Here is a 22,345-nt window from a genome sequence, read left to right on the forward strand (position 1 = left end):
TCGCCCGCGCACGGACCAGCGAGGATGCTGCCAGTAGGATTCCCTGCGTGGCAGCATCCTCCCAGCGCAAGAAGAACACCGCCCAGAAGCGCAAGCCGAAGCGCACCAGCGGAAACCCGGCCAAGCGTCCCATCGTGGAGGCGGACCTTGGTCCGGTCACGGCCCGCGATTGGATCGGTGCCGCCCGGCTGCGCACACTTCCGCTCGCCGTCGCACCGGTCCTGATCGGAACCGGTGCCGCGCGCAGCACCGGCCCGGAGTTCCACTGGGTCATCGCGCTCGCCTGCCTCGCCGTGGCGGTGCTGCTGCAGATCGGCGTGAACTTCACGAACGACTACAGCGACGGCATCCGCGGCACCGACGCGCAGCGCGTCGGGCCCGCCCGGCTCACCGCATCCGGACGGGTCAAGCCGCGAACCGTGCTGGTGATCGGGCTGATCTTCTTCGCGCTCGCCGCAGCCGCAGGCCTCGCGATCATCATCCGCACCGGGCAGTGGTGGATGCTGGCCGTCGGCGCCGTGTGCATCGCCGCGGCGTGGTTCTACACGGGCGGCAAGCGGCCCTACGGCTACTACGGCCTCGGTGAGGTCTTCGTCTTCGCGTTCTTCGGGCTCGTCGCGACCCTCGGCACGACCTGGGTGCAGATCTTCGACCTGCCGCAGCAGGCGTGGCTCGGTGCGATCGCTGCCGGCCTCTTCGCCTGCGCCGTGCTGCTCGCCAACAACCTCCGCGACATCGATCAGGATCGTGCCGTCGGCAAGCGCACGCTGAGCGTGCTCATCGGGCGGCGTGCGACCCAGGTGCTGTACACGGTGTTCGTGCTGGTGCCGTTCGCGATCTCCAGCTTCCTCGCGCTGCTCTTCCCGATCGCGTGGCTGGCGCTGATGGCGCTCCTCGCGGCGCTCCCGGCCATCCTCATCGTCTGGACCTACCGCAGGGCGCAGGAACTGGTCGTCGCCCTGGGGCTGACCTCGCTGGGGGCGCTGCTCTACGCCGGTGCGCTTTTCTGGGCGTTCGTGGGCTGACCGAGGTCAGGCCTGTCCGGTCGCCTCGTCCTCGGCATCCTCGTCGCGCTGTCGCTCCGCCGCGCGTGCGCTGCGCCGCTCGTGCAGCTCCGTCGAGGCCCCGGACAGCGGCGCGCGCAGGAAGAGCAGGGAGATGCTGGTGCCGATGAGAGCGGCGAAGATCGCCGCCAGCCACCAGAACTCGCGGAAGATCGGGAAGAAGAACCACAAGATCGCGAGCGGTACGAGGAACGCCAGCAACCGCAGCACGGTGTAGACGAGGAGGGGTGGCAGCTTCACCCGATCAGTCTACGTTCGCGTCTCTATGCGTCGAATCCGAGCTGAGCGAAGGGGATTCCGCGGACCACGCGACGCCACGGGTGCTCGCCCAGCGACCACAGCAGTCGCGCCTCCAGATCGAGTGCGAGGTCCTCGCAGCCGATGGGGAGCGGGATCCGGTCGCGTGACAGTGAATCACGATGTCCGCTCCAGAGGACACCGGCCCGCTGCTCATCGGACTGGGAGACGAGATGATGGTCACCCCAGCGGACCGCGCCCTGCATGTTCGCGATGCCCGGAGTGTACAGGTCAACCCTCTCGAACCGGTCGTCCGGGCCCCCGGGAACGACGAACTCGCCGATCCGGCCGTTCTCGTCGGCCCGGTATTCGCCGATGAGAACCCGGCGGAGCGGCTCGCCGGCGTCATCGAACACGCGTCCGAGGTAGGAGCACCTCAGCGCCACAGGGTGCACGCGTGTGCGCACCGCGACGAGTGCGACAGCACGCCAGCCCCGGCCCCGCGACCCAGCCAGCCGGCGCGCGATCGGACCGCGGACGCGGCGGAGCGCTGCGAGGTCGAACTCCCAGATCCCCTGTCCGGTCGCCGCGACGAACAGGCGATCACCGAACCAGGCGAGCCCGCCGGCGTGGATCTGCGCTGGGACCAGCTCTCCGTCGTCACCTTCGATCGCGAGTGCGACGTCGAGGTGGCGCGAGCGCTCCAGGTCGACGAACGCGATGCGGGATGCGACGTGCCTGCGCATCCGGTCCTGGCGGAACCAGCTGACGGCCAGCGTGCGCCGGCCCCGCCAGGTGCCGAGATCGATGCCCTGCGGATACCACTTCGTCGTCCAGGATCGTGCGGTCAGCCACCGCAGATCGACGGTGCCTCGGATCTTCTGCCGCATCGGACGCCAGGTCGTTCCGAATGGCCAGAGCATGCTCCCATCGTCGCCGATCCGCAGGCGGATTGCACGCCGCGACGAGGGAGCATGCCGTCTTCAGCTGCTGCGGCGGATAGAGCGGACTCCGACGATCAGCCCGACCACGGCCACCGCGACCGCTGAGACGGCGCCCCACAGCACGGCGCTGCTGCCGAGGTCGCCGGCGAACAGCGCTCGTTCGGCCTGGACGATCCAGTTCACCGGGTTCACCGACGCGACCGCGCGCATCCACGCGGGCCCGTCGTCGAGTGGCAGAAGCATGCCGGAGAGGATGAGCAACGGGAAGATCAGCGACTGCTGCACACCCCAGAAGAGCCATTCGCGATCCTTCGTGGCCAGCGCCAGCGCGTAGGACAGTGAGCCGAGGCCGACACCGAACACCGCGAGCAGCGCGAGCCCGATGAGGAGTCCGCCGACGTGGACGGCGAACCCGAACGGCCAGGCGATCAGCACGATCACGAGCGCCTGGATCACGATCGGTGCGATCTCCTTCAGCGCTCGTCCGACGAGGAGCGAGGACCGTGCGAGCGGGGCCACCAGGGTGCGCTCGTGCGAACCCGTCATCATCTCGTACTGCAGGTTCGACCCGGTCGCGCCGGTGCCGAACAGCACGATCATCACGAGCACGCCGGGAACGAACCACGCCAGCGTCTCGCCCGCCGGCTCGCCGGAGCTCCCGACGAGCAGGGGACCGAACAAGCCGAGGAAGACCAACGGCTGCAGCAGGCTGAAGATCAGCGTGAAGGGATCGCGGACCACTGGCCGGAGTTCGCGGACGAGGACGTTGCGGGTGTCGCGGGCGAGATTCGGCCGGACGAGGGTTTCGTTCATGGTCATGACAGGACTCCGGTCTTCTCGGTCTGGGCCGCCGGCGCCGCGGTCGCGGTGTCGGCGGATTCGGATTCGGATTCGGGTTCGGCGGTGCCTTCGCCCGCCTCGCGGAGCGTGCGGCCGGTGAGGGCGAGGAACACGTCGTCGAGGGTCGGCGGAACGCCGGTCGCGCTCTGCACGGAGATTCCGGCGGCGTGGAGCTCACGGATCACGATGGGCAGCAGCCGGTCTCCGTCCGGTACCGCGAGCGAGAGGGATGCGTCATCGAGCGCGACATCGACATGGCTGAGCCCGGCGACGATCGCTCGCGCCCGGGTCGCATCCGCAGCATCCGCGAATCCGAACGTGAGCAGGTCGCCGGCGAGAGTCGCCTTGAGCGCCGTAGCGGCGTCGTCGGCGATGATGCGTCCCTTGTCCATGACCATCACCCGTTCGGCATAGCGGTCCGCCTCTTCCAGGTAGTGCGTGGTGAGGAAGACGGTGGTGCCGTGCTGGATACGCAGGTCGAGGATGTGATCCCAGAGGTTCGCCCGGCTCTGCGGATCCAGTCCTGTGGACGGCTCGTCGAGGAAGATGAGCGGCGGAGCGTGCATGAGGCCGAGCGCGATGTCCAGTCGCCGTTTCTGCCCGCCGCTGAGCTGCTGCACGCTGCGGGTCGCGAAGCCGCCGAGGTCGAGCGATTCGATCAGCTCGTCGGCCCGGCGGATGCTGTCGCGCCGCGACATCCCGTAGAACGCCCCCTGGCTGAGCAGTTCATCGCGGACGCGCTGTGAGAAGCTGCCGCTGGTGAGCTGGCCGACGTATCCGATCCGGGCCCGCACTCCGGCCGGATCCGTCCGGATGTCGTGGCCGACGACCCGAGCCGTTCCCGAGGTAGGCGGGATCAGGGTCGTGAGCATCCGCAGGCTCGTGGACTTGCCTGCGCCGTTCGGGCCGAGGAACGCCACGAGCTCGCCGCGCACGGCGGTGAAGGAGACGTCGGTGACAGCCTGCACCGGCTTCTTCTTGACGGTGAAGACCTTCGTCAGGCCTTCGGTTTCGATGATGGGTTCGTTTGCCATGGGGCGACAATAGAAAGCAACCAGGACAGATTCTGTCCGCAATCTCTGCGAATCTTGAATCATGTCCGACACCACCTCCCGAGCGCTCGCCCTGCTCAACCTGCTGCAGACCCACCGCCACTGGCCGGGCACCGAGCTGGCCGGCCGCCTCGGAGTCACCGAACGCACCGTGCGCCGCGACGTCGACAGGCTTCGCGAGCTGGGCTATCGCGTCGAATCGACCCCCGGCGCGGCCGGCGGGTACCGCCTCGAGGCGGGGAGTGCCGTGCCGCCGCTCCTGCTCACCGATGACGAAGCGGTGACGATGGCGATCGGCCTCCGCGTCGCCGCGACGCAGCAGCTCGTCGGAGGTGCTGAGGTCACGCTCGCCGCGCTGGCGAAACTGGAGCAGGTGCTGCCGTCGGCACTCCGGCGGCGGGTGAATGCGCTCGCCGCTTCGGTGCAGCCGGCGCGCATCGGCGAGAGTCCCGTCGTCTCCCCGGCGATCATCGGGGAGATCGCGCTCGCCGCCCGCGACAGCGAGAGGCTGCGGCTGCGTTACGTCGACGGGGCCGGGGTGGAGAGCATCCGCCGGGTGGAACCGCACGTGCTCGCGCCCGCCGGCCGCAAGTGGTACCTGCTCTGCTGGGATCTCGATCGCGACGACTGGCGTACCTTCCGCATCGACCGGATCGAGTCCGTCGAGCACACGCGCGTGCTGTTCGCGCCGCGCGACATCAGCGAGAAGGAGATCGAGGAGCGGGTGCTGGTCGCTTCGTCGTGGTCGCCGCAGAAAGTCGAGGCGGATGCCGTCATGGAGCTGCCGTTCTCCGAGATGCAGGAGTGGTTCGGCGTGTGGTCGCAGGGCGCCAGCGCCGAGGGGGAGGCGCGCACCCGGTGGCCGGTCGGGGGCTCGGACTGGCGTGAAGCGATGTACGCACTGCTGTGGATACCGGCGGGCGTCGAGTACACGACGGATCTTCCCGAACCGGAGCGCGCGGAGCTTCGCGAGGCACTGGAGCGGATGCTCCGCGCGATCGACGCCCCCGCCCCGCCCGCCCGCGGCTGACCTGGGTGTCATCGTCTGACTCATAGGGTTATCCCAGGAAACGGTCCTGGCCACCCAGGTCACGGCGGGGTAACGTCAATGCCATCGCGGCGATCCGGGCGGTCCCGGGCTTCAGCTCATACCTGATGGCGTGGCGGGTTCGACTCCCGCCGTCGCGTCCACTTCGGAACCTTCAGGGGCAAGATGGTTCCATGCCTGCTGCTCATCGTCCCGGACTGCGGATCTCGGCGGGGATCACGATCCCCGAGTCCGAGCTGTCGTGGCGATTCTCGCGGTCGTCGGGTCCCGGCGGGCAGGGCGTGAACACCGCGGATTCGCGGGTGGAACTCGTGTGGGATGCGGCGGGCTCCGCGGTGCTGTCGCCTGCTCAACGGGAGCGGCTGCTCGAGCGGCTCGACAACCGTCTCGTGGACGGAGTGCTCACCATCGCCGCCTCGGAACAGCGCGCGCAGCTGCGCAACCGTGACGCCGCGCGGGCACGCCTCGCCGCGCTGGTGGAGGAGGCCCTGCGTCCACCCGCGCCACCTCGCCGCCCGACGAAGCCGAGCCGAGGCTCGAAGGAGCGACGACTGAAAGCGAAGCAGCAGCGCACCGACGTCAAACAGCTGCGTCGGCGGCCGCGCGACACCTGATTCAGTCCCGCCCGCGCACCAGCTCGAGGCCGGCCCCGGCGAACTGACGCAGCGTCGCATCCGGGAGGAACGCGCGCGTCAGAGCTCCGCCGATGCGGGTGAGGTCGCTTTCGTCGCGGAACAGGAGGTACATCGTCTCGTACCGCGGGTTGAACTTCTGCTTGAACTTGTGCAACGATCCGAACCCGTACACCGGCTCGAGAGACTCGGCGAGCTTGTCGCTCAGCGCCGCGATCATGCCGGCATCCGGCGGATAGTCGTGGGCGAGCGGAGCCCCGGAGAGCGACATGATCTGCGCACCCTCCTCGGAGAACAGCTTCGCCGACGAGCCGATGAGGAACTCCATCACCGGGCCGAATCCGCCGTCGCGGCGTCGCATGAGGTCGAGCGTCCAGCCACGCACCGTCCCGTCGCTCCCGTACACCGGAAGCCACGACAGGAATCCGTCGACGTCGCCGTTCGGCGCGATCGCGATCGCCAGCCGGACTTCGGGGTCCTCAGCTTCATCGAGGGTGCCGAGGGTGAAGCGCATCTCGGGAAGGTCCTTGTCGCCGACCCACGCTTCCGAGATCGCACGCAGCTGCTGCCGCACCCCCCACGTCTCGTCCTTGAGGTGCGTCATCCGGAAGGTCATCTCCTCCCGCCCAGCGCGGTTGAGGGAGGAACGCACCGAGTTCCACTGCTTGCCGGTGAACGCCAGGCCGGGCAGGTCGACGATGGTGTCGTCGGCGACGACGATGCTGCGCCAGGTCGACGGCGCCGCGGCGCGAGTGTCGTCATCAGCGCTGAAGAAGCATGGCACGAGGCCCGCATGCTCGGCCATGTGGATGAACTCGGTCACCGCCGCTTCGCGCGTTTCGGCAGGGCCGATGGGATCGGCGAGCGCCAGCGCCACCCCGCCGCGCCGCTGGTACACCACGATGCCGTTCTCAGTGCGGGCGTAGCTGTTGCCCTCCCAGGTCGACATCCACGACAGCGTCCCGCCGCCGTGCGCGTGCAACGCCGCCTTGACCTCGTCGACGTCAGGAGAGGGTTGCAACCCGATCGTGGAGGACCGTCGAGCGCGGAACGCCGGACGCACCCAGATCAGGTAGATGAGCACCAGCAGCCACAGGAACCCGCTTCCGAGCGCGAGCTCGGTCTCGCCGTCGATCTGGGCCTCGATCTGCGCTTCGCTCGTGATGATGATCGCGGCGAGGACGAGCGCTGCCAGAAGCACGTTGAAGGCGCCGAGGATGATCGCGAGCACCCACGACCAGCGGCGGCCGCGGCGCAGCCCGTTCACGACCAGGAGGATCACCACGGTGTCGAGCGCCACGTCGAGGAACCCGCCCGATACCGGCTCCGTCGGGCCGAACGGTCCGTCGGTGGGTACGAGGATCGTGATGATCTGCGTCACGCCGAGCACCAGCACCGCCATGACGGCGATGAGCCGCTGCTCGCGCACGGTGGTCCGCCGGATGCGCAGCGTCCTGTCGACGAAGAGGATGAGCAGCACGGCGAGCAGGTGCTCGACATCGGCCACTGCGCCCCAGAACAGCATCGCGATGAACACGAATCCCAGCAGGATGAGCCAGCCGCGCACGCGCCATGGCGGCCGGAACAGGCCGATCGCAGCGGCGATGCACGCCATCGTCCCTCCGGAGGCGCCGACGTCGAGCGCTGCGGCCTGAGCCTGTGCCCACTCCCATTCGAGCTGCGACAGGAGAAGCAGCACGAGGGCGGTGGCGAGGATCGCTAAGAGCTGCCCGACCCAGTAGTACGCGAGGGCCACACGGGAGCCGCGGCGGAACTCCAGGTAGGCCATGCCCCAGAAGCCGGTGATCGTGAAGACGTACACCCAGGGCTGGTTCACGAAGAACGTGCCGGTGAGTGGTGTCCACCACTTGCCGTCGGTGAGGTTCGGGAGCCCGTAGGCGACCGCGTCGTAGAGGCCGGTGCGTTCGAAGGGGCTCCACAGCCCCTGCCAGGCGACGCCGACGGCGAGGATCAACGCGACCATGGTCAGGGTCGCCGGCATCCGCCGCACGACGGACAGGAATCTGTTCTGCGTGCGGGGCAGTGGCTCGCTCATGCGTTCAGCGTAGCGATGCCGTTCTCGCGTCCGGTGTCGCCCGGCGTGGTGTGTAGTGGCTCCATGCCCACCGGAAGCCGAATCCGCCGAAGGCCGCGAACCCGGTGCCGTAGAGCAGGCCGACCACGATCCCGACACCGACCGCCCACTCGAACGCACCACCCGCTGCGATGATCGCCGATCCGGCGAAGAGTCCGATCACGCATGCGTTGACGACGATCAGCAGCATGACCGAGCTGCCGATCAGGATGCTCGCGCCGCGGCGGCGCAGAAAAGAGTATGTCTGCTTCATGCCGTCGAGGTCGTCGTAGGTCGAGGCGAGGAAGACATCGCGGACGTACGGATCGAGGTCGACATAGGCGCCGCGGAGTCTGTTCATCGCGACGACGTACATCATGTCCTCTTCGGAGACGTTCATGACGCGCGTCTGGGTCATGAAGCCGATCACCGTGAGGAACCCCAGGATCGCGATCGAAGCACCCCCGAACCAGCCGCGGAAATCCGACGCCTGGCCGAGGAGCCCGATCGTGACGAGGCCGGCGGAGACGAGGGTGAGGAAGATCGTGATGCGGGTGAGCACCTCGCTCTGCGCGGTGCTGCGCGCCGCGAGCAGACCCCAGTGTTCGGTCGCGAGTATCTGCGCGCGTCGGGCGAGCGCCGCATCCGATTCCGTCGACGGAGATGGATCTCCGTCGACGATCTCGGGGGACACCCCGCCCGTGGGTGGCGGTTCTTCCGGGAGTGAGCCCTCGCTCATATCGACATTGTGCACCCGGCGCGGTTCGGCCGATAGGGCACCTCTGTGCCGTGCCGCGGTGCCTCGTCGAGCGGGAGGTATCCGCCCTCTCACTCGGCCGACTCCGCGCGACTCCGTTTCCCTGCCGTTCTTCTTCGGCCTGTAGCCTTAGCGCCCGTATCCGCCGCGACCCTCTGCGGCGTGCCCGATGAGTGAAGAGGTTATCGCGATGGCGAAGACGACGAAGGCCGTGAAGTCGGCGAACGCAGCGCTGGCAGCGGCGGCGGATGCCGCGAAGGACGCGAAGCGACTGAGCAGGACCCTCCCCAAGAAGGACGCGAAGAAGCTGCGCGCTCTCGCCGACGATGCGAAGGACGTCGCGAACGCTCCGAAGAAGAAGGTGGAGCGCAGGCCCCGCAAGGTCGAGAAGAAGGCGGTGGCCGCCATCGGCCGCATCGAGAAGGCATCGGACAAGATCGAGAGCAAGCTCGCCGCCGAGGCCGCCGCGCTGAAGAAGGCCGCGTCGAAGAAGGATGCCGCGAAGACGAAGGATGCGGCCAAGACCGAAGCACCGGCCAAGGCACAGAAGTCCGCAAGCAACGACGCCAAGACCGCGAAGGCCGCCGCCCCGCTGCCGACCGAGGTCAAGGCGGAGAAGGCGGCTGAGACTGCACCTGCCAGCAAGCCCGCAGTTCGCAAGCCGGCAGCAGCACCTGAGGCAGCGCCCAAGCCGGCAGCCAAGCCCGCGGCCGCCAAGCCGGCAACGGCCCGGAAGCCCGCAGCGGCATCTCCGGCATCCGCAGATCTCGCCGCCCTCACCGTCGCCGAACTGCGCACGCGGGCGCGCGCCGCAGGGCGCACCGGCTACTCGAAGCTCACCAAGGCGCAGCTGCTCGCTCTGCTCTCCGCCTGATCGATGACGGCGCAGGAGTATCTCGACCGAACGGATGCAGCACCGGCGGCGCGCACGCTGATCGATGTGCTGAGGGAGACCGCGCGGCGGTTTCCCGAGGCCTCGGCGCTGGAGGATGCCGCGGGTGCACTCAGCTACTCCGAGCTGCTTGCCGGCGTGTGGCGCACCGCGACGCGGCTGAGCGTGCAGGGTGTTCGCCGCGGTGACCGTGTCGGCGTGCGGATGCCGTCGGGCGACCGCGAGCTCTACCTCGCGATCCTCGGCATCATGGCCGCCGGCGCCGCCTACGTTCCGGTCGACGCCGACGATCCTCAGGAACGCGCGGATCTGGTCTTCGGCGAGGCCCGCGTCCGCGGTGTGATCACCGGCAGGGGCGAGTATCGGCCGAGTACCGACGAACCGGGAGCGGCAACCGCCGGCCTGTTCGACGGCGCCGACCCGCACCCGAACTCGAGCATGACCGCAACGGTGCCGCCGCCGACTCTCGACGACGACGCCTGGATCATCTTCACGTCGGGGTCGACCGGGGTCCCGAAGGGCGTCGCAGTCAGTCACCGTTCGGCCGCCGCGTTCGTCGACGCCGAGGCGAACCTGTTCGTGCAGGAATCGCCGCTGGGTCCCGGCGACCGTGTGCTCGCGGGTCTGTCCGTCGCCTTCGACGCCTCCTGCGAGGAGATGTGGCTCGCCTGGCGGCACGGCGCCTGCCTGGTGCCGGCACCGCGTGCGCTCGTCCGCTCCGGGGAGGACCTCGGTCCCTGGCTGCTCGGCCACGGAATCACCGTCGTCTCGACGGTGCCCACTCTCGCCGCTCTGTGGCCGCAGGACGCGATCGAGAACGTACGGCTGCTGATCTTCGGCGGCGAGGCATGCCCGCCCGAGCTCGTCTCCCGGCTCGTCGCCGAGGGCCGTGAGGTCTGGAACACGTACGGTCCGACCGAGGCCACCGTCGTCGCATGCGCGGCGCTCCTCGACGGTTCAGGTCTCGTGCGCATCGGCCTCCCGCTCGACGGCTGGGCGCTCGCCGTGGTCGACGGCGATGATCAGCCGGTCGCCGACGGCGAGGTGGGCGAGCTCATCATCGGGGGAGTGGGCCTCGCCCGCTATCTGGATCCGGCGAAGGATGCCGAGAAGTACGCGCCGATGCCTTCCCTCGGCTGGGACCGCGCATACCGCTCCGGTGACCTCGTCCGGGCCGACACCGAAGGGCTCCTCTTCCAGGGCCGCGCGGATGATCAGGTGAAGGTCGGCGGACGGCGCATCGAACTCGGCGAGGTCGAATCCGCGCTACAAGCGCTGACAGCCGTGTCCGCCGCGACCGTCGTCGTGCAGCGTTCGGAAGGCGGCGTGCCGCTGCTGGTCGGCTACGTCGTCCCCGCCGACGGCTTCGACCGGCAGGTCGCACGAGCCGAACTCGCGGAGACCCTGCCCGCACCGCTCATCCCGCTGCTGGCCGTCATCGACGACCTGCCCGTGCGCACCTCCGGCAAGGTCGACAAGGCGGCGCTGCCGTGGCCGCTCATCGACACCGATGCCGCGGACTCGACCCTTTCCGGCACCCCCGCCTGGCTTGCAGAGCAGTGGGTCGCCGTGATCGGCATCCGCCCCGCCGACGAGAAAGCCGACTTCTTCCAGCTGGGGGGCGGATCGCTGGCGGCCGCGCAGCTCGTCTCGCGCATCCGCGCCCGCGCGCCGGAGTTCACGATGGCGGACGTCTACGATCTGCCGCGCCTCAGGCAGATGGCGGATGCCGTCGATGCCGCGTCGTCCGACGACGACCCTTCCGAGTCCTTCAGCCGGGCGCGCCCGACACCGCGGGTGATGCAGTGGGTGCAGAGCATCGCCGGCGTGCCGCTCTTCCTCCTCGCCGGGCTCCGCTGGATCACCTGGCTGCTCACCGCCGGCTGGATTCTGAGGCTCGTTCCCGGTTTCGACTTCCTCCCGGCCGCGCCGGAATGGGTCATCGCCGCCGGGCTGCTGCTCTTCGTCACGCCGTGGGGACGCATGGCGATATCGGCCGGACTCGCCCGCCTGCTGCTCTTCGGACTGGAGCCGGGCGACTATCCGCGCGGCGGCGGAGTGCATCTGCGTCTCTGGCTGGCCGAGCAGGTCGCCCACCAGATCGACCCCGTGGGGCTGGCCGGAGCACCCTGGGTGTCGTACTACGCCAGGGCGCTGGGCGCGAAGATCGGCCCCAACGTCGATCTGCACACGCTTCCGCCGGTGACCGGGATGCTCGACGTCGCCGAGGGCGCCGCCATCGAGCCCGAGGTCGACCTCACCGGCTACTGGATCGACGGCGACACGGTGCGCGTCGGCGGCATCCGCATCGGTGCCAACGCCACCATCGGCTCGCGCAGCACCCTGGCGCCGGGGACCAGGATCGGTCGCGGGGCCGAGATCGCCCCGGGTTCGGCCGTCTTCGGCAGGGTGCGCGCCGGGCAGCGGTGGGCAGGTTCGCCGGCGGCGCGCGTCGGCGGCACCTCGAAGCCGCTCGCCCCCGAACGTCCTCCGGCGCGTCGCCGGTGGCTGTGGGCGTACGGACTCTCCTCCGCGGGACTGGGGCTGCTGCACTTCGGCGCCTTCGGCGTCGGCGCCCTCATCATCGCCCAGGGCATCCGCGGCGCGGACTCGCTGGCGTCGGCGATCCCCGGCGCGCTGTTCTGGCTGATCCCGGCTGTCCTCGCGACGGGCGTCACGTTCGCCGCCTCCGTGCTGCTGTTCACCCGGCTCCTGTCGATCGGCCTGACCGAGGGGGTGCACCCCGTTCGCGGGCGCGTCGCCTGGCAGGCCTGGACGGTGGAACGCCTGCTCGACTCGGCCCGCACGCTGCTGTTCCCGATCTACGCCAGCCTGTTCACCCCGGTCTGGCTCCGGATGCTGGGCGCACGCGTCGGCCGCGAGGTCGAGGCATCCACGGTCCTCCTGCTGCCGTCGATGACCACCATCGACGACGGGGCGTTCCTCGCCGACGACACGATGGTCGCGACATACGAGCTCAAGGGCGGATGGATGCGGCTCGCACACGCCCGGATCGGCAAGCGCGCCTTCCTCGGAAACTCCGGCATGGCGGGGCCAGGGCATCGTGTTCCGAAAGACGGCCTCGTCGCCGTGCTGTCGGTCGCTCCGGAGAAGTCGAAACCGGGCTCGTCGTGGCTCGGGTCTCCGGCCGTGCGCCTGCGCCGGGTCGTGAACGATTCCGATCTCAGCCGCACCTACAAGCCGCATGTTTCTCTGCGGGTGGCGAGGGCGCTCTGGGAGCTGTGCCGCCTCATCGCCGTGTTCGTCACGTGCGGACTCGGACTCGCCGTCTTCTTCGTGCTCGCCGCACTGATCGACACGTGGGGGCTCGCGTTCGCGGGGCTGCTCTCCGGGTTCGTCATGCTGCTCGCCGGTGCGATCGCCGCCGCCATCTCGACGATCGCGAAGTGGGGCTTCGTCGGGCGGATCCGCCCAGGTGAGCATCCGCTATGGTCGAGTTTCGTGTGGCGCACCGAGGTCGCCGACACCTTCACCGAGATGGTCGCCGCGCCCTGGTTCGCCAACGCGGCCGCCGGCACTCCGGCCCTCGCGCTGTGGCTCCGCTCGCTCGGCGCGAAGATCGGCCGTGGCGTCTGGACCGACAGCTACTGGCTGCCCGAACCCGACCTCGTCACCCTCGGTGACGGCTCCACCGTCAACCGCGGATGTGTGGTTCAGACGCATCTGTTCCATGATCGAGTGATGAGCACCGACACCGTGACACTCGAAGCCGGCGCCACGCTCGGGCCGCACAGCGTGATCCTGCCCGCGGCGACCATCGGCGGGAACGCAACGGTGGGGCCGGCCTCGCTCGTCATGCGCGGCGAATCCGTACCGGTCGGCAGCAGGTGGAGCGGGAACCCGATCGGCCCCTGGCGTGCGGTGAAGGTGCGCGCGTACCAGGCGGATCACTCATGACCGGCGACCCGTACACAGCCCAGTCCGGTGATGCGAACCTCGACATCGAGCACTATGAACTGGCGCTCGAGTACAAGGTGAGCACGAACCGTCTCGCCGGCACCGCGGTGATACGCGGGCGCGTCATCGCATCGGCGGCCTCGTTGTCCTTCGATCTCGTCGGCATCCGGGCGAGCAAGGTGCTCATCGACGGCCGCCGGCCGGCATCCGTCCACCAGAGCGATCGCAAGCTGCGCATCTCGCTTGCCTTGCCGCTCGCGGCGGGCGCGCACTTCACCGCGACGGTCACGTACGCCGGTGCGCCGCGACCCCGACGCTCGAGATGGGGGACGATCGGGTGGGAGGAACTCGAGGATGGCGTGCTCGTGGCCTCGCAGCCCACCGGCGCGCCGACCTGGTTCCCCTGCAACGATCTGCCGTCCGACCGCGCGACATATCTGCTGAAGGTCACCACCGACACGGCGTACACGGTCGCATCCGGCGGACTCACCGCGCGCACGATCAGCGGGGGCAAGACGACGTGGACGTTCGAGCGGAACGCTCCGACTCCTACGTATCTCGTCACCGTCCAGATCGGCAGATACACGACGGAGCCCCTCGCCCTGGGGGCGACGAAGGGCGAAGTGCACTATCCGCGTCCCCTCGCGGCGAGAGTGCACGCCGACCTCGCCGGCCTTCCGCGGATGATGTCCGCCTTCGAGGAGTCATTCGGCCCCTACCCGCTGCCCGACTACACCGTCGTCGTCACCTCCGACGATCTGGAGATCCCGCTCGAGGCGCAGGGGATGGGCATCTTCGGCGCCAATCACATCGACGGCGCCGGCGGATCCGAACGACTCATCGCGCACGAGCTCGCCCATCAGTGGTTCGGCAACGGCGTCGGCCTCGCGCGCTGGCGAGACATCTGGCTCAACGAGGGATTCGCGTGCTACGCCGAGTGGATCTGGTCCGAGCGCTCGGGCGGACCGACCGCGCATGCCAAGGCGCTCGCTCATCACGCTCGGCTGGCGGTTCTTCCGCAGGATCTGATCCTGGGGGATCCGGGTCCCGACCTGATGTTCGACGACCGGGTCTACAAGCGCGGCGCTCTGACGCTGCACGCCCTGCGGCTCACCGTCGGAGACGCGCTGTTCTTCGACGCGCTGCGCCACTGGACCGCACGGTTCCGCGGTGCGACCGTGACGACGACGGACTTCCTGGCGCTGGCCGAAGAGGTGACCGGCAGGCCGCTCGCCGGCCTGTTCCACGACTGGGTCGACGGCGCACCGCTCCCTGCCCTTCCCGCGGCCGCTCTCGTCGCGGAGCCTGCACCGATCACCGCGGTGCATCCGCAGCAGGCACTACCGCGACACTGACCGCGAAGCCGGCAGGACCTGGTGCCGGAGCCGCCTCGATCGGGGCGGTTCGCCCCGGCATCCGCACCGCGAACCCGCCGGGCAGGACGAGGTGCCCCTCGTCGAGGCCCACCTCCGACACCGGTACTCGCAGACCCCGGCCGTCGGCCTTCACAGCGGCCTCGATCAGAGTCCACTCACGGAGCGTCGGCGGCGGCTGCGGAGCGAACAACGCGGCGAGCTCGGTGAGGGTCGCGCCTTCGGACGAGGTCACCCGCTCGATGTCGACGCCGATCGCCGTCACCCGGTCGAGGCGGGCGGCGGCCGCGACCACCATGTCGCCGGCATAGCTGACGCTGACGCCTAACCGGTCGCCGAGCACGTGGGGGCGGCCGTGATCCCCGCCGCACTGTTCGCAGGTGCTCGAGAGACGGATGCCGTCGATCGGTGTGAGCGCCGACAGCACCTCCGCCAGCAGCGAGCGTCCGGTGGCGAACCGTGCGGCGCGGGCCGGATCCATCGCCGCGTGGCGGAGCCGCTGGGACTCGCCGAACCGGGCGACCGTCTCCCCGGAGTCCGGCGCGGCGACAGTCCAGGCGAGCTGCACCGGGCCGATCATGCCACGTTCCACGGTCATCCTCCCAGCGTAGGTCGCCGACGGGGCTGCGCGACCGCGCCCGTCCTCGCGCATGCCCGCGTTGTCAACGCCCGATCCCGGCGCCGCACGCACGCCTAGACTGAAGGGGTGGTGAGACTGTTGATCATCGGCGGCGTCCTCGCCGCCGTGTTCTGGGTGTTCAGTGTCGTCGACTGCGCAGTGCAGCCGGCGACGCGGCACCGTGGCGTGTCGAAGGCTGCATGGCTGGCGATCGTCATCCTCATCCCGGTCATCGGCGGCATCCTCTGGTTCGTGATCGGCCGTCGCCGGGCGAACGACAACGGAGCGATCGTCTACATCCCGCCGGACGACGACCCCGCGTTCCTGCGCAGCATCAACAAGACCGAGCAGGACGCCCGCATCCAGCAGCTCGAAGAGGACCTCGCCCGTCTGAACGACGAGACCGACGAGGGTCCGACGCCGGAACCGCGCCCGTGACCTCGTCGCCCGCGACGGATGCTGCGGCATCTCTGATCGCGGACCTGATCGCGCACGGCGTGCGCGACCTCGTGCTCTCACCCGGCTCGCGGTCGCAGTCGCTGGCTCTTGCGGCCACGCACTTCGCCCGTGAGGGCGCGCTGCGGGTGCACGTGCGGATCGATGAACGGGTCGCCGGATTCACCGCGCTGGGCATCGCGCGCGAGAGCGGAGTGCCGGCCGCGGTGCTCTGCACGTCGGGAACGGCGGTGGCGAACCTGCTGCCGGCCGTGATGGAGTCCTTCCACGCCGGCGTTCCGATGCTCCTGCTCACCGCGGATCGCCCGCCCGAGCTGCGTCGCGTCGGGGCGAATCAGGCCACGATCCAGCCCGGAGTCTTCGGACCATGGGCGCGTGCCGAGATCGACGCTCCGGTCCCCGGCGATGGAGACTGGTCCGCCCTGGCGGCGGTCGCGGTCGCCGCCGCGATGGGCGGCCCCGTCGAGAACGGGCTGCCGGGCGTCGCCGGGCCCGTTCACCTGAACCTCCCCTCGCGCGAGCCGCTCTCCGGCTCGCTGCCCGAGATCGAGGTCTCGCCGGGTGCCGCGCCGCGACCGCTGGCAGGAGAGCCGCTCCGTATCGGGCGGGGCCCGCGCACCGTCGTCATCGCCGGCGCGGATGCAGGGGCCGACGCCGAGGAGATCGCGCACGCCGGGTCCTGGCCGCTGATCGCCGAGATCGTCAGCGGCTCGCGGTTCGGCCGCCAGGTGGTCCACGGTTATCGGGAGCTGCTGAACACCGACGAACTCGGCGACCGCATCGAGCGGGCGATCGTCTTCGGACATCCGACCCTCAGCCGTGAGGTCGCGCGGCTCCTCTCCCGCCCCGACGTCGACGTGATCGCCATCCGCCGCGGGGGTGAGGCGCTCAATCTCAACCACCGCACGCGTCAGGCCGCGTCGGTCGCCGTCGAGGACGGAGCGCCGGATCGCACCTGGCTCGGCGCATGGCTGCAGGCGTCGGCCGCCGCATCCGTCGATCTCAGCGAACGAGCGCCCGATCAGAACGGCCTCGCATCGACCGACTTCGCCGCCCGTCGCGACGCGGTGAAGGCCGAACTGGATGCCGTGCGCCGGCCCCTCGACCGACAGCTCCTCGTCGACGCGGTGTGGCGCGCGACCTGGCCGCACGACCGCCTGATGTTCGGGTCTTCCCGCCTCGTGCGCGTCGCCGATGCGGTGCTCGGCGGCAAGAAGGTGCCGGTGCATGCCAATCGCGGACTCGCCGGCATCGACGGCACGATCGCCACCGCGACCGGCATCGCCCTCGCCAGCCAGGCTCAGGGCGCGCCGGGCGTCACCCGGGTGCTGCTCGGGGATCTCGCCTTCCTGCATGACGTCGGGGCGCTGCTGCTGCCGCCGGACGAGGCCGAGCCGCGGTTGCAGGTCATCGTCGGCAACGACGGCGGCGGCACGATCTTCGACGGGCTCGAGGTGGCCGGATCCGCCCCGCGCGCCGACCTCGACCGCGCGTTCTACACACCGCACACCGTGCGCCTCGAGCAGCTCGCGCTCGCCTACGGCTGGGAGTATCAGCGCGTGACGACGCGCACGGCGCTCGATCAGGTGCTGACCACTCCGAACGGCGGCCGCCAGCTCATCGAGGTTCCCCTCCCGCGCTGAGCGATTTCCGCCGCGGAGTGCCGAATCGGCCCGGGATTGGGCAGGATGAGGTCATGACCGCGCACAGCTGGACCGCCGAACCCTCCGAGATCCTCCGAGTGGGCGAGGGGTTCCGGCTCGGCGATGTCGATCCGGGGACCACGCCGGGCTTCGGCGGCGGCAAGACGCAGGGGAAGAAGGAGCTCGCGACTCGCGTCGAGCAGCTCGATGCCCTGCAGGAGCGGCTGTACGCGGAGAGCCGCGTCGGCGCGACGACGAATGCGGTGCTGCTGGTGCTGCAGGCGATGGACTCCGCGGGCAAGGGCGGTATCGTCCGGCACGTCGTCGGGGGAGTGGATCCGCAGGGCGTGCTGCTCACGGCGTTCAAGGCGCCGACCGACGAGGAACGCGCGAACGACTTCCTCTGGCGCATCGAGAAGCGCCTGCCGGAGGCTGGATTCATCGGCGTCTTCGACCGCTCGCACTACGAGGACGTGCTGATCGGCCGCGTCCGCGCCCTCGCGTCAGACGACGAGATCGAGCGACGGTACGGGGCGATCAACGACTTCGAAGACCGGGTGGCGGCATCCGGCACGCGAGTCGTCAAGGTCATGCTGCACATCTCGCCGGATGAGCAGAAGGAGCGGCTGATGGAGCGCCTCGACCGCCCGGACAAGCACTGGAAGTACAACCCGGGCGACGTCGACGAGCGCATGCGGTGGCTGGAGTACATGGCGGCCTATCAGACGGTCTTCGAGCGGACGTCGACGGATGCTGCGCCGTGGTTCGTCGTGCCGGCGAATCACAAGTGGTACGCGCGCCTCGCCGTGCAGGAGCTGCTGCTGTCCGCGCTGCAGGACATCGATCCCCAGTGGCCCGCGGCCGACTTCGACGTCGAGGCCGAGAAGAAGCGCCTCATCGCGAGCTGAGCGGCGAGCGTCCTCTCGTCATCCCCTGTTCAGGTGGCACCTGTGGTCGGTGTGGCTGGGCGAAAGCGGCAGCAGGTGCCACCTCTAAGGACCTGGCGCTGGCTCGGGTGGCACCTCTGGTCGGAATCGCGTCGGGATAGCGACTGCAGGTGCCACCTGTGTGGAACGGAGCGGGCTCGGCTCGAAGCTCAGGCCAGCGCGTCGACGACAGGGCGGAACTTCACCCTGGTCTCGAGCAGCTCGGTCTCCGGGTCCGAGCCCTCGACGATCCCGGCGCCGGCGTACGCCGTGACCCCGATGTCGCCGGCGTCGTCGCCGGTATCGAACTGGGCGCAGCGCAGCGCGATCGCCCATTCGCCGTTGCCCGCAGCGTCGACCCAGCCGACCGGCCCGGCGTACCGCCCTCGGTCGAAGGGCTCGAGCTCCCGGATCGCCTCGATCGCGGCCGGGGTCGGGGTGCCGGCGACGGCGGCGGTCGGATGCAGGGCGCCGACGAGATCGAGGGCGGATCCGCCGTCCGACAGCTCCCCCTCCACATCGGTGGCGAGGTGGAACAGGTTGGGCAGCTTCAGCAGGAAGGGCTGCTCGCTCGACGCGAGTGCACGGGTGTGCGGGCGGAGCGAGGCGAGCACGCTCTGCACGGCGTACTGATGCTCGTCGAGGTCCTTGTCGCTGGAGGCGAGGGACGCCGAGGCGGCGGTGTCGGCATCCGCATCCGCACCCCGCCCGATGGTGCCCGCGAGCACGCGGGCGGTGACCGTGCGGTTCTTCACGGTGACGAGGGTCTCGGGGCTCGCGCCGATGAGGCCGTCGACGGCGAACGTCCAGGTATCCGGATACTCGGTCGCGAGGGCCCGCACCAGGCGGCGCAGGTCGGAACCGGCGGGGATCGAGCCGGTGAGATCCCGCGCCAGCACGACCTTGCTGAGCTCGCCCTCCGCGATGCGTTCGAGGGCCTGCCGCACCGAATCCTGGTAATCCTGCGGAGTCTGCAGACCGGGGCCGACGGTGCCTGCCCAGTGCGGACCGTAGGTGCGGATGCCGGGGTCGGTCGAGAACTCGCCGATGGACGAGCGGATGCGAGTGCGCCAGTAGCGCCCGCGGTGCCGGCCGAACACCAGCGCGGGCACGAGCAGCACGCTGTCGGCTGTGGAATCCTCGTCGAAGGTGAACGCGCCGAACGCCACGAGACCGGACCCGGGCAGGCCGACGGGATCATCGACCTGCGCGGAAGCAGCGGCATCCCGCCACGCCTCGGCGATCAACTGCGTGCGCACTGCGCCGGAGTCGGCCGGGATGCGGATGACGAGCGGCGCCGCAGTGCCCGCGGCGACGATTCCGTCGCCCCGGCGCAGCCACGCGAGGGGATGCGCCGGATCGGCGTAGGCCAGAAGGTCCTCGACCGGATCGATCTCCCGCGTCTCGACGACCAGGTGAGTGGTGTTCACCTCGCCAGTTTATTCGGCACCGACGAGATCGGATGCCGGGTGCATAGAGTGAAACCATGAGCGACGCACGACCCGAGCCCGGCTCCGAGATGGTCTTCCAATGGCGCAAGTGGGACGAGTCGCCGCACTGGCGGCACGAATGCGTCTACCTCGGTTCCGATGAGTGGGGCGACTGGATCGGTCAGCCCGCCGGCTGGCACAGCGCCCGCCCCGGCGCCGAGTTCCACGCTGAAGCACCGAATGTCACGCTGGTGCCGGCGAGCGGCGACTTCGCGCTCACCGTCAACCGCGACCACCCCACGGGAATGCGGATCTACATCGACCTCGGCTGGGACATCCGCTGGTCTGAGGACCCGCTGCTCGTCACGGGGATCGACATGGATCTCGACGTCGTCCGCGTCCAGGGCCAGCGGGGCACCTGGGTCGATGACCGCGACGAGTGGGCGGAGCACAGCATCCGCTACGGATACCCGGCCGATGTCATGACCCGGCTCGAGGCGCTCACGCTCGACCTCGAGGAGCGCGTCCGCGCGCAGCGTCCGCCCTTCGACGACGTCGTTCCCGACCGCTGGCTCGACCGGCTCGAAGCTCTCGCACTGACACCGACGCCTAAACTCGACCTATGACCCCGAACGAGTCGAATCGTGCCGACCTCGGCAAGGACCCCGCCCGCGTGAGCGCGATGTTCGACCAGGTCGCCGCCGGGTACGACCGCACCAATATCGCGATGACCTTCGGAAACGACGCGCTCTGGCGGGCGGCGACGACGCGCGCCGTCGCGCCGAAGCCGGGGGAGCGCATCCTCGACCTCGGCGCCGGGACGGGATCGTCGTCGGCATCCCTCGCTCGCAGCGGGGCCGACGTGGTCGCCGCCGACTTCTCGCCGGGGATGCTCGCCGAGGCGAAGCGCCGTCACGGCAGCATGCGCAATCTCTCCTTCGTCGAGGCCGACGCGACGAACCTTCCCTTCGGCGACGCCGAGTTCGACGCCGTCACGATGTCCTACGCGCTGCGCAACGTGAACGAGCCGAAGAAGGCGCTCGCCGAGCTGTTCCGCGTGACCAAGCCCGGCGGGCGGCTCGTGATCAACGAGTTCTCCACGCCTCCCGGAAAGCTGTTCCGCCGCGCCTACCGCGTCTACAACGACCAGGTGCTGCCCCGCGTCGCCCGCGTCGCGGGCACCAACGGCGAGGCCTACGACTATCTCAACGAGTCGATCCGCGAGTGGCCCGACCAGAAGAGGTTCTCCGCGTGGATCCGCGAAGCGGGCTGGACGAACGTCGCGTACCGCAACCTCGCGATGGGGATCGTGGCGCTGCACCGGGCCACGAAGCCCGCGTGATCGTGCCGCGGCCCGGCCAGGTAGGCTGAGAGACGTGACTTCGAGCCCCGCCGCCCCGGGTTCGCGCCTGGCGAGCCGTCTCGGCTTCAGCGACCGCGTGTTCGTGGGTCCTGCCGCGCGTCGCGTCGCGCGAGCCGTCGAATCCGGACTGGATGCCGTCGAGGCCGGCCTCACCGAAGACCTGCGGGTCGCGGACTCCCTGGCCGATGCCGCCAGCCGCTATCTCTACGAGGCGGGCGGCAAGCGCGTCCGGCCCGTGCTCACCCTGCTGGCCGCTCAGCTCGGCGACGGCAACACCGATGCCGTGATCGACGTTGCCAAGGCCCTGGAGATGACCCACCTCGGCTCGCTCTATCACGACGACGTCATGGACGGCGCCGACCGCCGGCGCGGAGTGCCCGCTGCGCACGCCGTGTGGGGCAACAGCGTCGCCATCCTCACCGGCGACATCCTGTTCTCCCGTGCCAGCCAGCTCATGGCCCGGCACGGCGACCGCGCGATCCGCCTGCAGGCCGACACCTTCGAACGCCTCGTCCTCGGGCAGATGCACGAGACGATCGGGGCGCAGCCCGACGACGACCCGATCGCCTTCTACATCCAGGTGCTCGCCGACAAGACCGGTTCGCTGATCGCCGCCGCGACGCAGGCCGGCGTGATCTTCTCCAACGCCCCGAGCGAGTTCGAAGAGGCCATGCGCGTCTACGGCGAGAAGATCGGCGTCGCCTTCCAGCTCCTCGACGACGTCATCGACCTGTCGGCGAAGCCTGAGGACACCGGCAAGGTACCAGGCACCGACCTGCGCGCCGGTGTGCCGACGATGCCGTATCTGCTGCTGAAGGCCGAGCAGGATGCCGCGGCGGGCGATCTCGCCGCCCGCATCGACGACGGCGTCGCGCAGATCGCGGAGGGCGCGGATGCCGCGATCCTCGACGGTCCGCTGGCGGAACTGCGTGACCACGCGGTCACGCAGAAGACGCTCGAACTCGCCCACACCTGGACTCGAGACGCCGTCGCGGCTCTCGATCCGCTGCCTCAGGGACCGGTGCGCGACGCGCTCACACGGTTCGCAGAAACTCTCGCAGAGCGCTCGAGCTGAAC

At 69.8% G+C, this 22,345-nt stretch carries 20 protein-coding genes and 1 tRNA gene; 13 read left to right on the forward strand and 8 right to left on the reverse strand.

Annotation, left to right across the window (positions count from 1 at the left end):
* Nucleotides 1-47: 47 nt before the first annotated feature.
* Complete coding sequence (locus CUR96_RS01910; protein ID WP_102191617.1) at nt 48-1,025, forward strand: 1,4-dihydroxy-2-naphthoate polyprenyltransferase; 978 nt, start codon at nt 48-50, stop codon at nt 1,023-1,025.
* A gap of 6 nt (nt 1,026-1,031) precedes the next feature.
* Here the strand turns inward: CUR96_RS01910 and CUR96_RS01915 are convergent, their stop codons facing one another.
* The 4 genes from CUR96_RS01915 to CUR96_RS01930 are packed head-to-tail and all read right to left on the reverse strand — an operon-like array spanning nt 1,032 to nt 4,119.
* The gene (locus CUR96_RS01915) at nt 1,032-1,304 is read right to left on the reverse strand and encodes a DUF4229 domain-containing protein (RefSeq protein ID WP_102191618.1); all 273 of its coding nucleotides are present in this window, start codon (nt 1,302-1,304) and stop codon (nt 1,032-1,034) included.
* A 23-nt stretch (nt 1,305-1,327) separates the two neighbouring features.
* Nucleotides 1,328-2,224: a hypothetical protein gene (locus tag CUR96_RS01920; RefSeq protein WP_102191619.1), complete on the reverse strand. Its 897-nt coding sequence runs from the start codon at nt 2,222-2,224 to the stop codon at nt 1,328-1,330.
* A gap of 60 nt (nt 2,225-2,284) precedes the next feature.
* Nucleotides 2,285-3,064: an ABC transporter permease gene (locus CUR96_RS01925; RefSeq protein WP_102191620.1), complete on the reverse strand. Its 780-nt coding sequence runs from the start codon at nt 3,062-3,064 to the stop codon at nt 2,285-2,287.
* The gene (locus CUR96_RS01930) at nt 3,061-4,119 is read right to left on the reverse strand and encodes an ABC transporter ATP-binding protein (protein ID WP_102191621.1); all 1,059 of its coding nucleotides are present in this window, start codon (nt 4,117-4,119) and stop codon (nt 3,061-3,063) included. Before CUR96_RS01930 ends, CUR96_RS01925 begins: the two co-directional genes overlap by 4 nt.
* A gap of 61 nt (nt 4,120-4,180) precedes the next feature.
* On the opposite strand from CUR96_RS01930, the gene CUR96_RS01935 reads away from it, so the two are divergent.
* The 3 genes from CUR96_RS01935 (at nt 4,181) to arfB (ending at nt 5,799) form a co-directional block, all read left to right on the forward strand.
* Nucleotides 4,181-5,167 carry a helix-turn-helix transcriptional regulator gene (locus CUR96_RS01935; RefSeq protein ID WP_102191622.1) on the forward strand — a complete coding sequence of 329 codons (987 nt, stop codon included), beginning with the start codon at nt 4,181-4,183 and terminating at the stop codon, nt 5,165-5,167.
* An 85-nt stretch (nt 5,168-5,252) separates the two neighbouring features.
* Nucleotides 5,253-5,328: transfer RNA gene (locus tag CUR96_RS18535), tRNA-Met, on the forward strand.
* 30 nt (nt 5,329-5,358) lie between these two features.
* Nucleotides 5,359-5,799 (forward strand): alternative ribosome rescue aminoacyl-tRNA hydrolase ArfB, encoded by a 441-nt coding sequence (gene arfB / locus CUR96_RS01940; RefSeq protein ID WP_102191623.1) that lies wholly within the window; start codon nt 5,359-5,361, stop codon nt 5,797-5,799.
* A gap of 1 nt (nt 5,800) precedes the next feature.
* Here the strand turns inward: arfB and CUR96_RS01945 are convergent, their stop codons facing one another.
* Together CUR96_RS01945 and CUR96_RS01950 are read right to left on the reverse strand one after the other, a co-directional pair.
* Nucleotides 5,801-7,873: a bifunctional lysylphosphatidylglycerol flippase/synthetase MprF gene (locus CUR96_RS01945; RefSeq protein ID WP_102191624.1), complete on the reverse strand. Its 2,073-nt coding sequence runs from the start codon at nt 7,871-7,873 to the stop codon at nt 5,801-5,803.
* Between the two features lie 4 nt (nt 7,874-7,877).
* The gene (locus CUR96_RS01950) at nt 7,878-8,630 is read right to left on the reverse strand and encodes a hypothetical protein (RefSeq protein WP_146008108.1); all 753 of its coding nucleotides are present in this window, start codon (nt 8,628-8,630) and stop codon (nt 7,878-7,880) included.
* A 208-nt stretch (nt 8,631-8,838) separates the two neighbouring features.
* On the opposite strand from CUR96_RS01950, the gene CUR96_RS01955 reads away from it, so the two are divergent.
* Genes CUR96_RS01955 through CUR96_RS01965 form a run of 3 tightly spaced genes read left to right on the forward strand, consistent with a single transcriptional unit; the run spans nt 8,839 to nt 14,813 of the window.
* The gene (locus tag CUR96_RS01955) at nt 8,839-9,522 is read left to right on the forward strand and encodes a histone (protein ID WP_102191626.1); all 684 of its coding nucleotides are present in this window, start codon (nt 8,839-8,841) and stop codon (nt 9,520-9,522) included.
* Between the two features lie 3 nt (nt 9,523-9,525).
* Nucleotides 9,526-13,458 (forward strand): Pls/PosA family non-ribosomal peptide synthetase, encoded by a 3,933-nt coding sequence (locus CUR96_RS01960; RefSeq protein WP_102191627.1) that lies wholly within the window; start codon nt 9,526-9,528, stop codon nt 13,456-13,458.
* Nucleotides 13,455-14,813, forward strand: a complete 1,359-nt coding sequence (locus tag CUR96_RS01965; RefSeq protein WP_102191628.1) for a M1 family metallopeptidase — start codon at nt 13,455-13,457, stop codon at nt 14,811-14,813. Before CUR96_RS01960 ends, CUR96_RS01965 begins: the two co-directional genes overlap by 4 nt.
* On the opposite strand, the gene CUR96_RS01970 is transcribed toward CUR96_RS01965, so the two are convergent.
* Nucleotides 14,773-15,429 (reverse strand): 4'-phosphopantetheinyl transferase family protein, encoded by a 657-nt coding sequence (locus CUR96_RS01970; protein ID WP_146008109.1) that lies wholly within the window; start codon nt 15,427-15,429, stop codon nt 14,773-14,775. The genes CUR96_RS01965 and CUR96_RS01970 overlap by 41 nt on opposite strands.
* Before the next feature lie 108 nt (nt 15,430-15,537).
* Between CUR96_RS01970 and CUR96_RS01975 the strand changes: the two genes are divergently transcribed.
* From CUR96_RS01975 to CUR96_RS01985, 3 genes are read left to right on the forward strand one after another with little or no spacing between them, the layout of a single operon-like run.
* Nucleotides 15,538-15,888 (forward strand): PLD nuclease N-terminal domain-containing protein, encoded by a 351-nt coding sequence (locus CUR96_RS01975; protein WP_102191630.1) that lies wholly within the window; start codon nt 15,538-15,540, stop codon nt 15,886-15,888.
* Nucleotides 15,885-17,549, forward strand: coding sequence for a 2-succinyl-5-enolpyruvyl-6-hydroxy-3-cyclohexene-1-carboxylic-acid synthase (gene menD / locus CUR96_RS01980; RefSeq protein ID WP_102191631.1), 1,665 nt, complete (start codon nt 15,885-15,887; stop codon nt 17,547-17,549). Before CUR96_RS01975 ends, menD begins: the two co-directional genes overlap by 4 nt.
* A gap of 53 nt (nt 17,550-17,602) precedes the next feature.
* Entirely contained in the window at nt 17,603-18,457 is an 855-nt protein-coding gene (locus CUR96_RS01985) for a PPK2 family polyphosphate kinase (protein ID WP_102191632.1), read from the forward strand.
* Between the two features lie 188 nt (nt 18,458-18,645).
* Here CUR96_RS01985 and CUR96_RS01990 read toward each other — a convergent pair whose 3' ends face one another.
* Entirely contained in the window at nt 18,646-19,905 is a 1,260-nt protein-coding gene (locus CUR96_RS01990) for an isochorismate synthase (protein ID WP_102191633.1), read from the reverse strand.
* Nucleotides 19,906-19,961: 56 nt separating this feature from the next.
* On the opposite strand from CUR96_RS01990, the gene CUR96_RS01995 reads away from it, so the two are divergent.
* Genes CUR96_RS01995 through CUR96_RS02005 form a run of 3 tightly spaced genes read left to right on the forward strand, consistent with a single transcriptional unit; the run spans nt 19,962 to nt 22,343 of the window.
* Nucleotides 19,962-20,531 carry a DUF402 domain-containing protein gene (locus CUR96_RS01995; protein WP_102191634.1) on the forward strand — a complete coding sequence of 190 codons (570 nt, stop codon included), beginning with the start codon at nt 19,962-19,964 and terminating at the stop codon, nt 20,529-20,531.
* On the forward strand, nt 20,528-21,247 hold the full coding sequence (locus tag CUR96_RS02000) for a class I SAM-dependent methyltransferase (protein WP_102191635.1): 720 nt from the start codon (nt 20,528-20,530) through the stop codon (nt 21,245-21,247). The genes CUR96_RS01995 and CUR96_RS02000 overlap by 4 nt, the downstream gene beginning before the upstream one ends.
* A 34-nt stretch (nt 21,248-21,281) precedes the next feature.
* Nucleotides 21,282-22,343 (forward strand): polyprenyl synthetase family protein, encoded by a 1,062-nt coding sequence (locus CUR96_RS02005; RefSeq protein ID WP_102191636.1) that lies wholly within the window; start codon nt 21,282-21,284, stop codon nt 22,341-22,343.
* The last annotated feature ends 2 nt before the right edge of the window (nt 22,344-22,345 follow it).

This window comes from Microbacterium aurantiacum (genome assembly GCF_002872075.1).
Lineage (GTDB): Bacteria > Actinomycetota > Actinomycetes > Actinomycetales > Microbacteriaceae > Microbacterium > Microbacterium aurantiacum_A.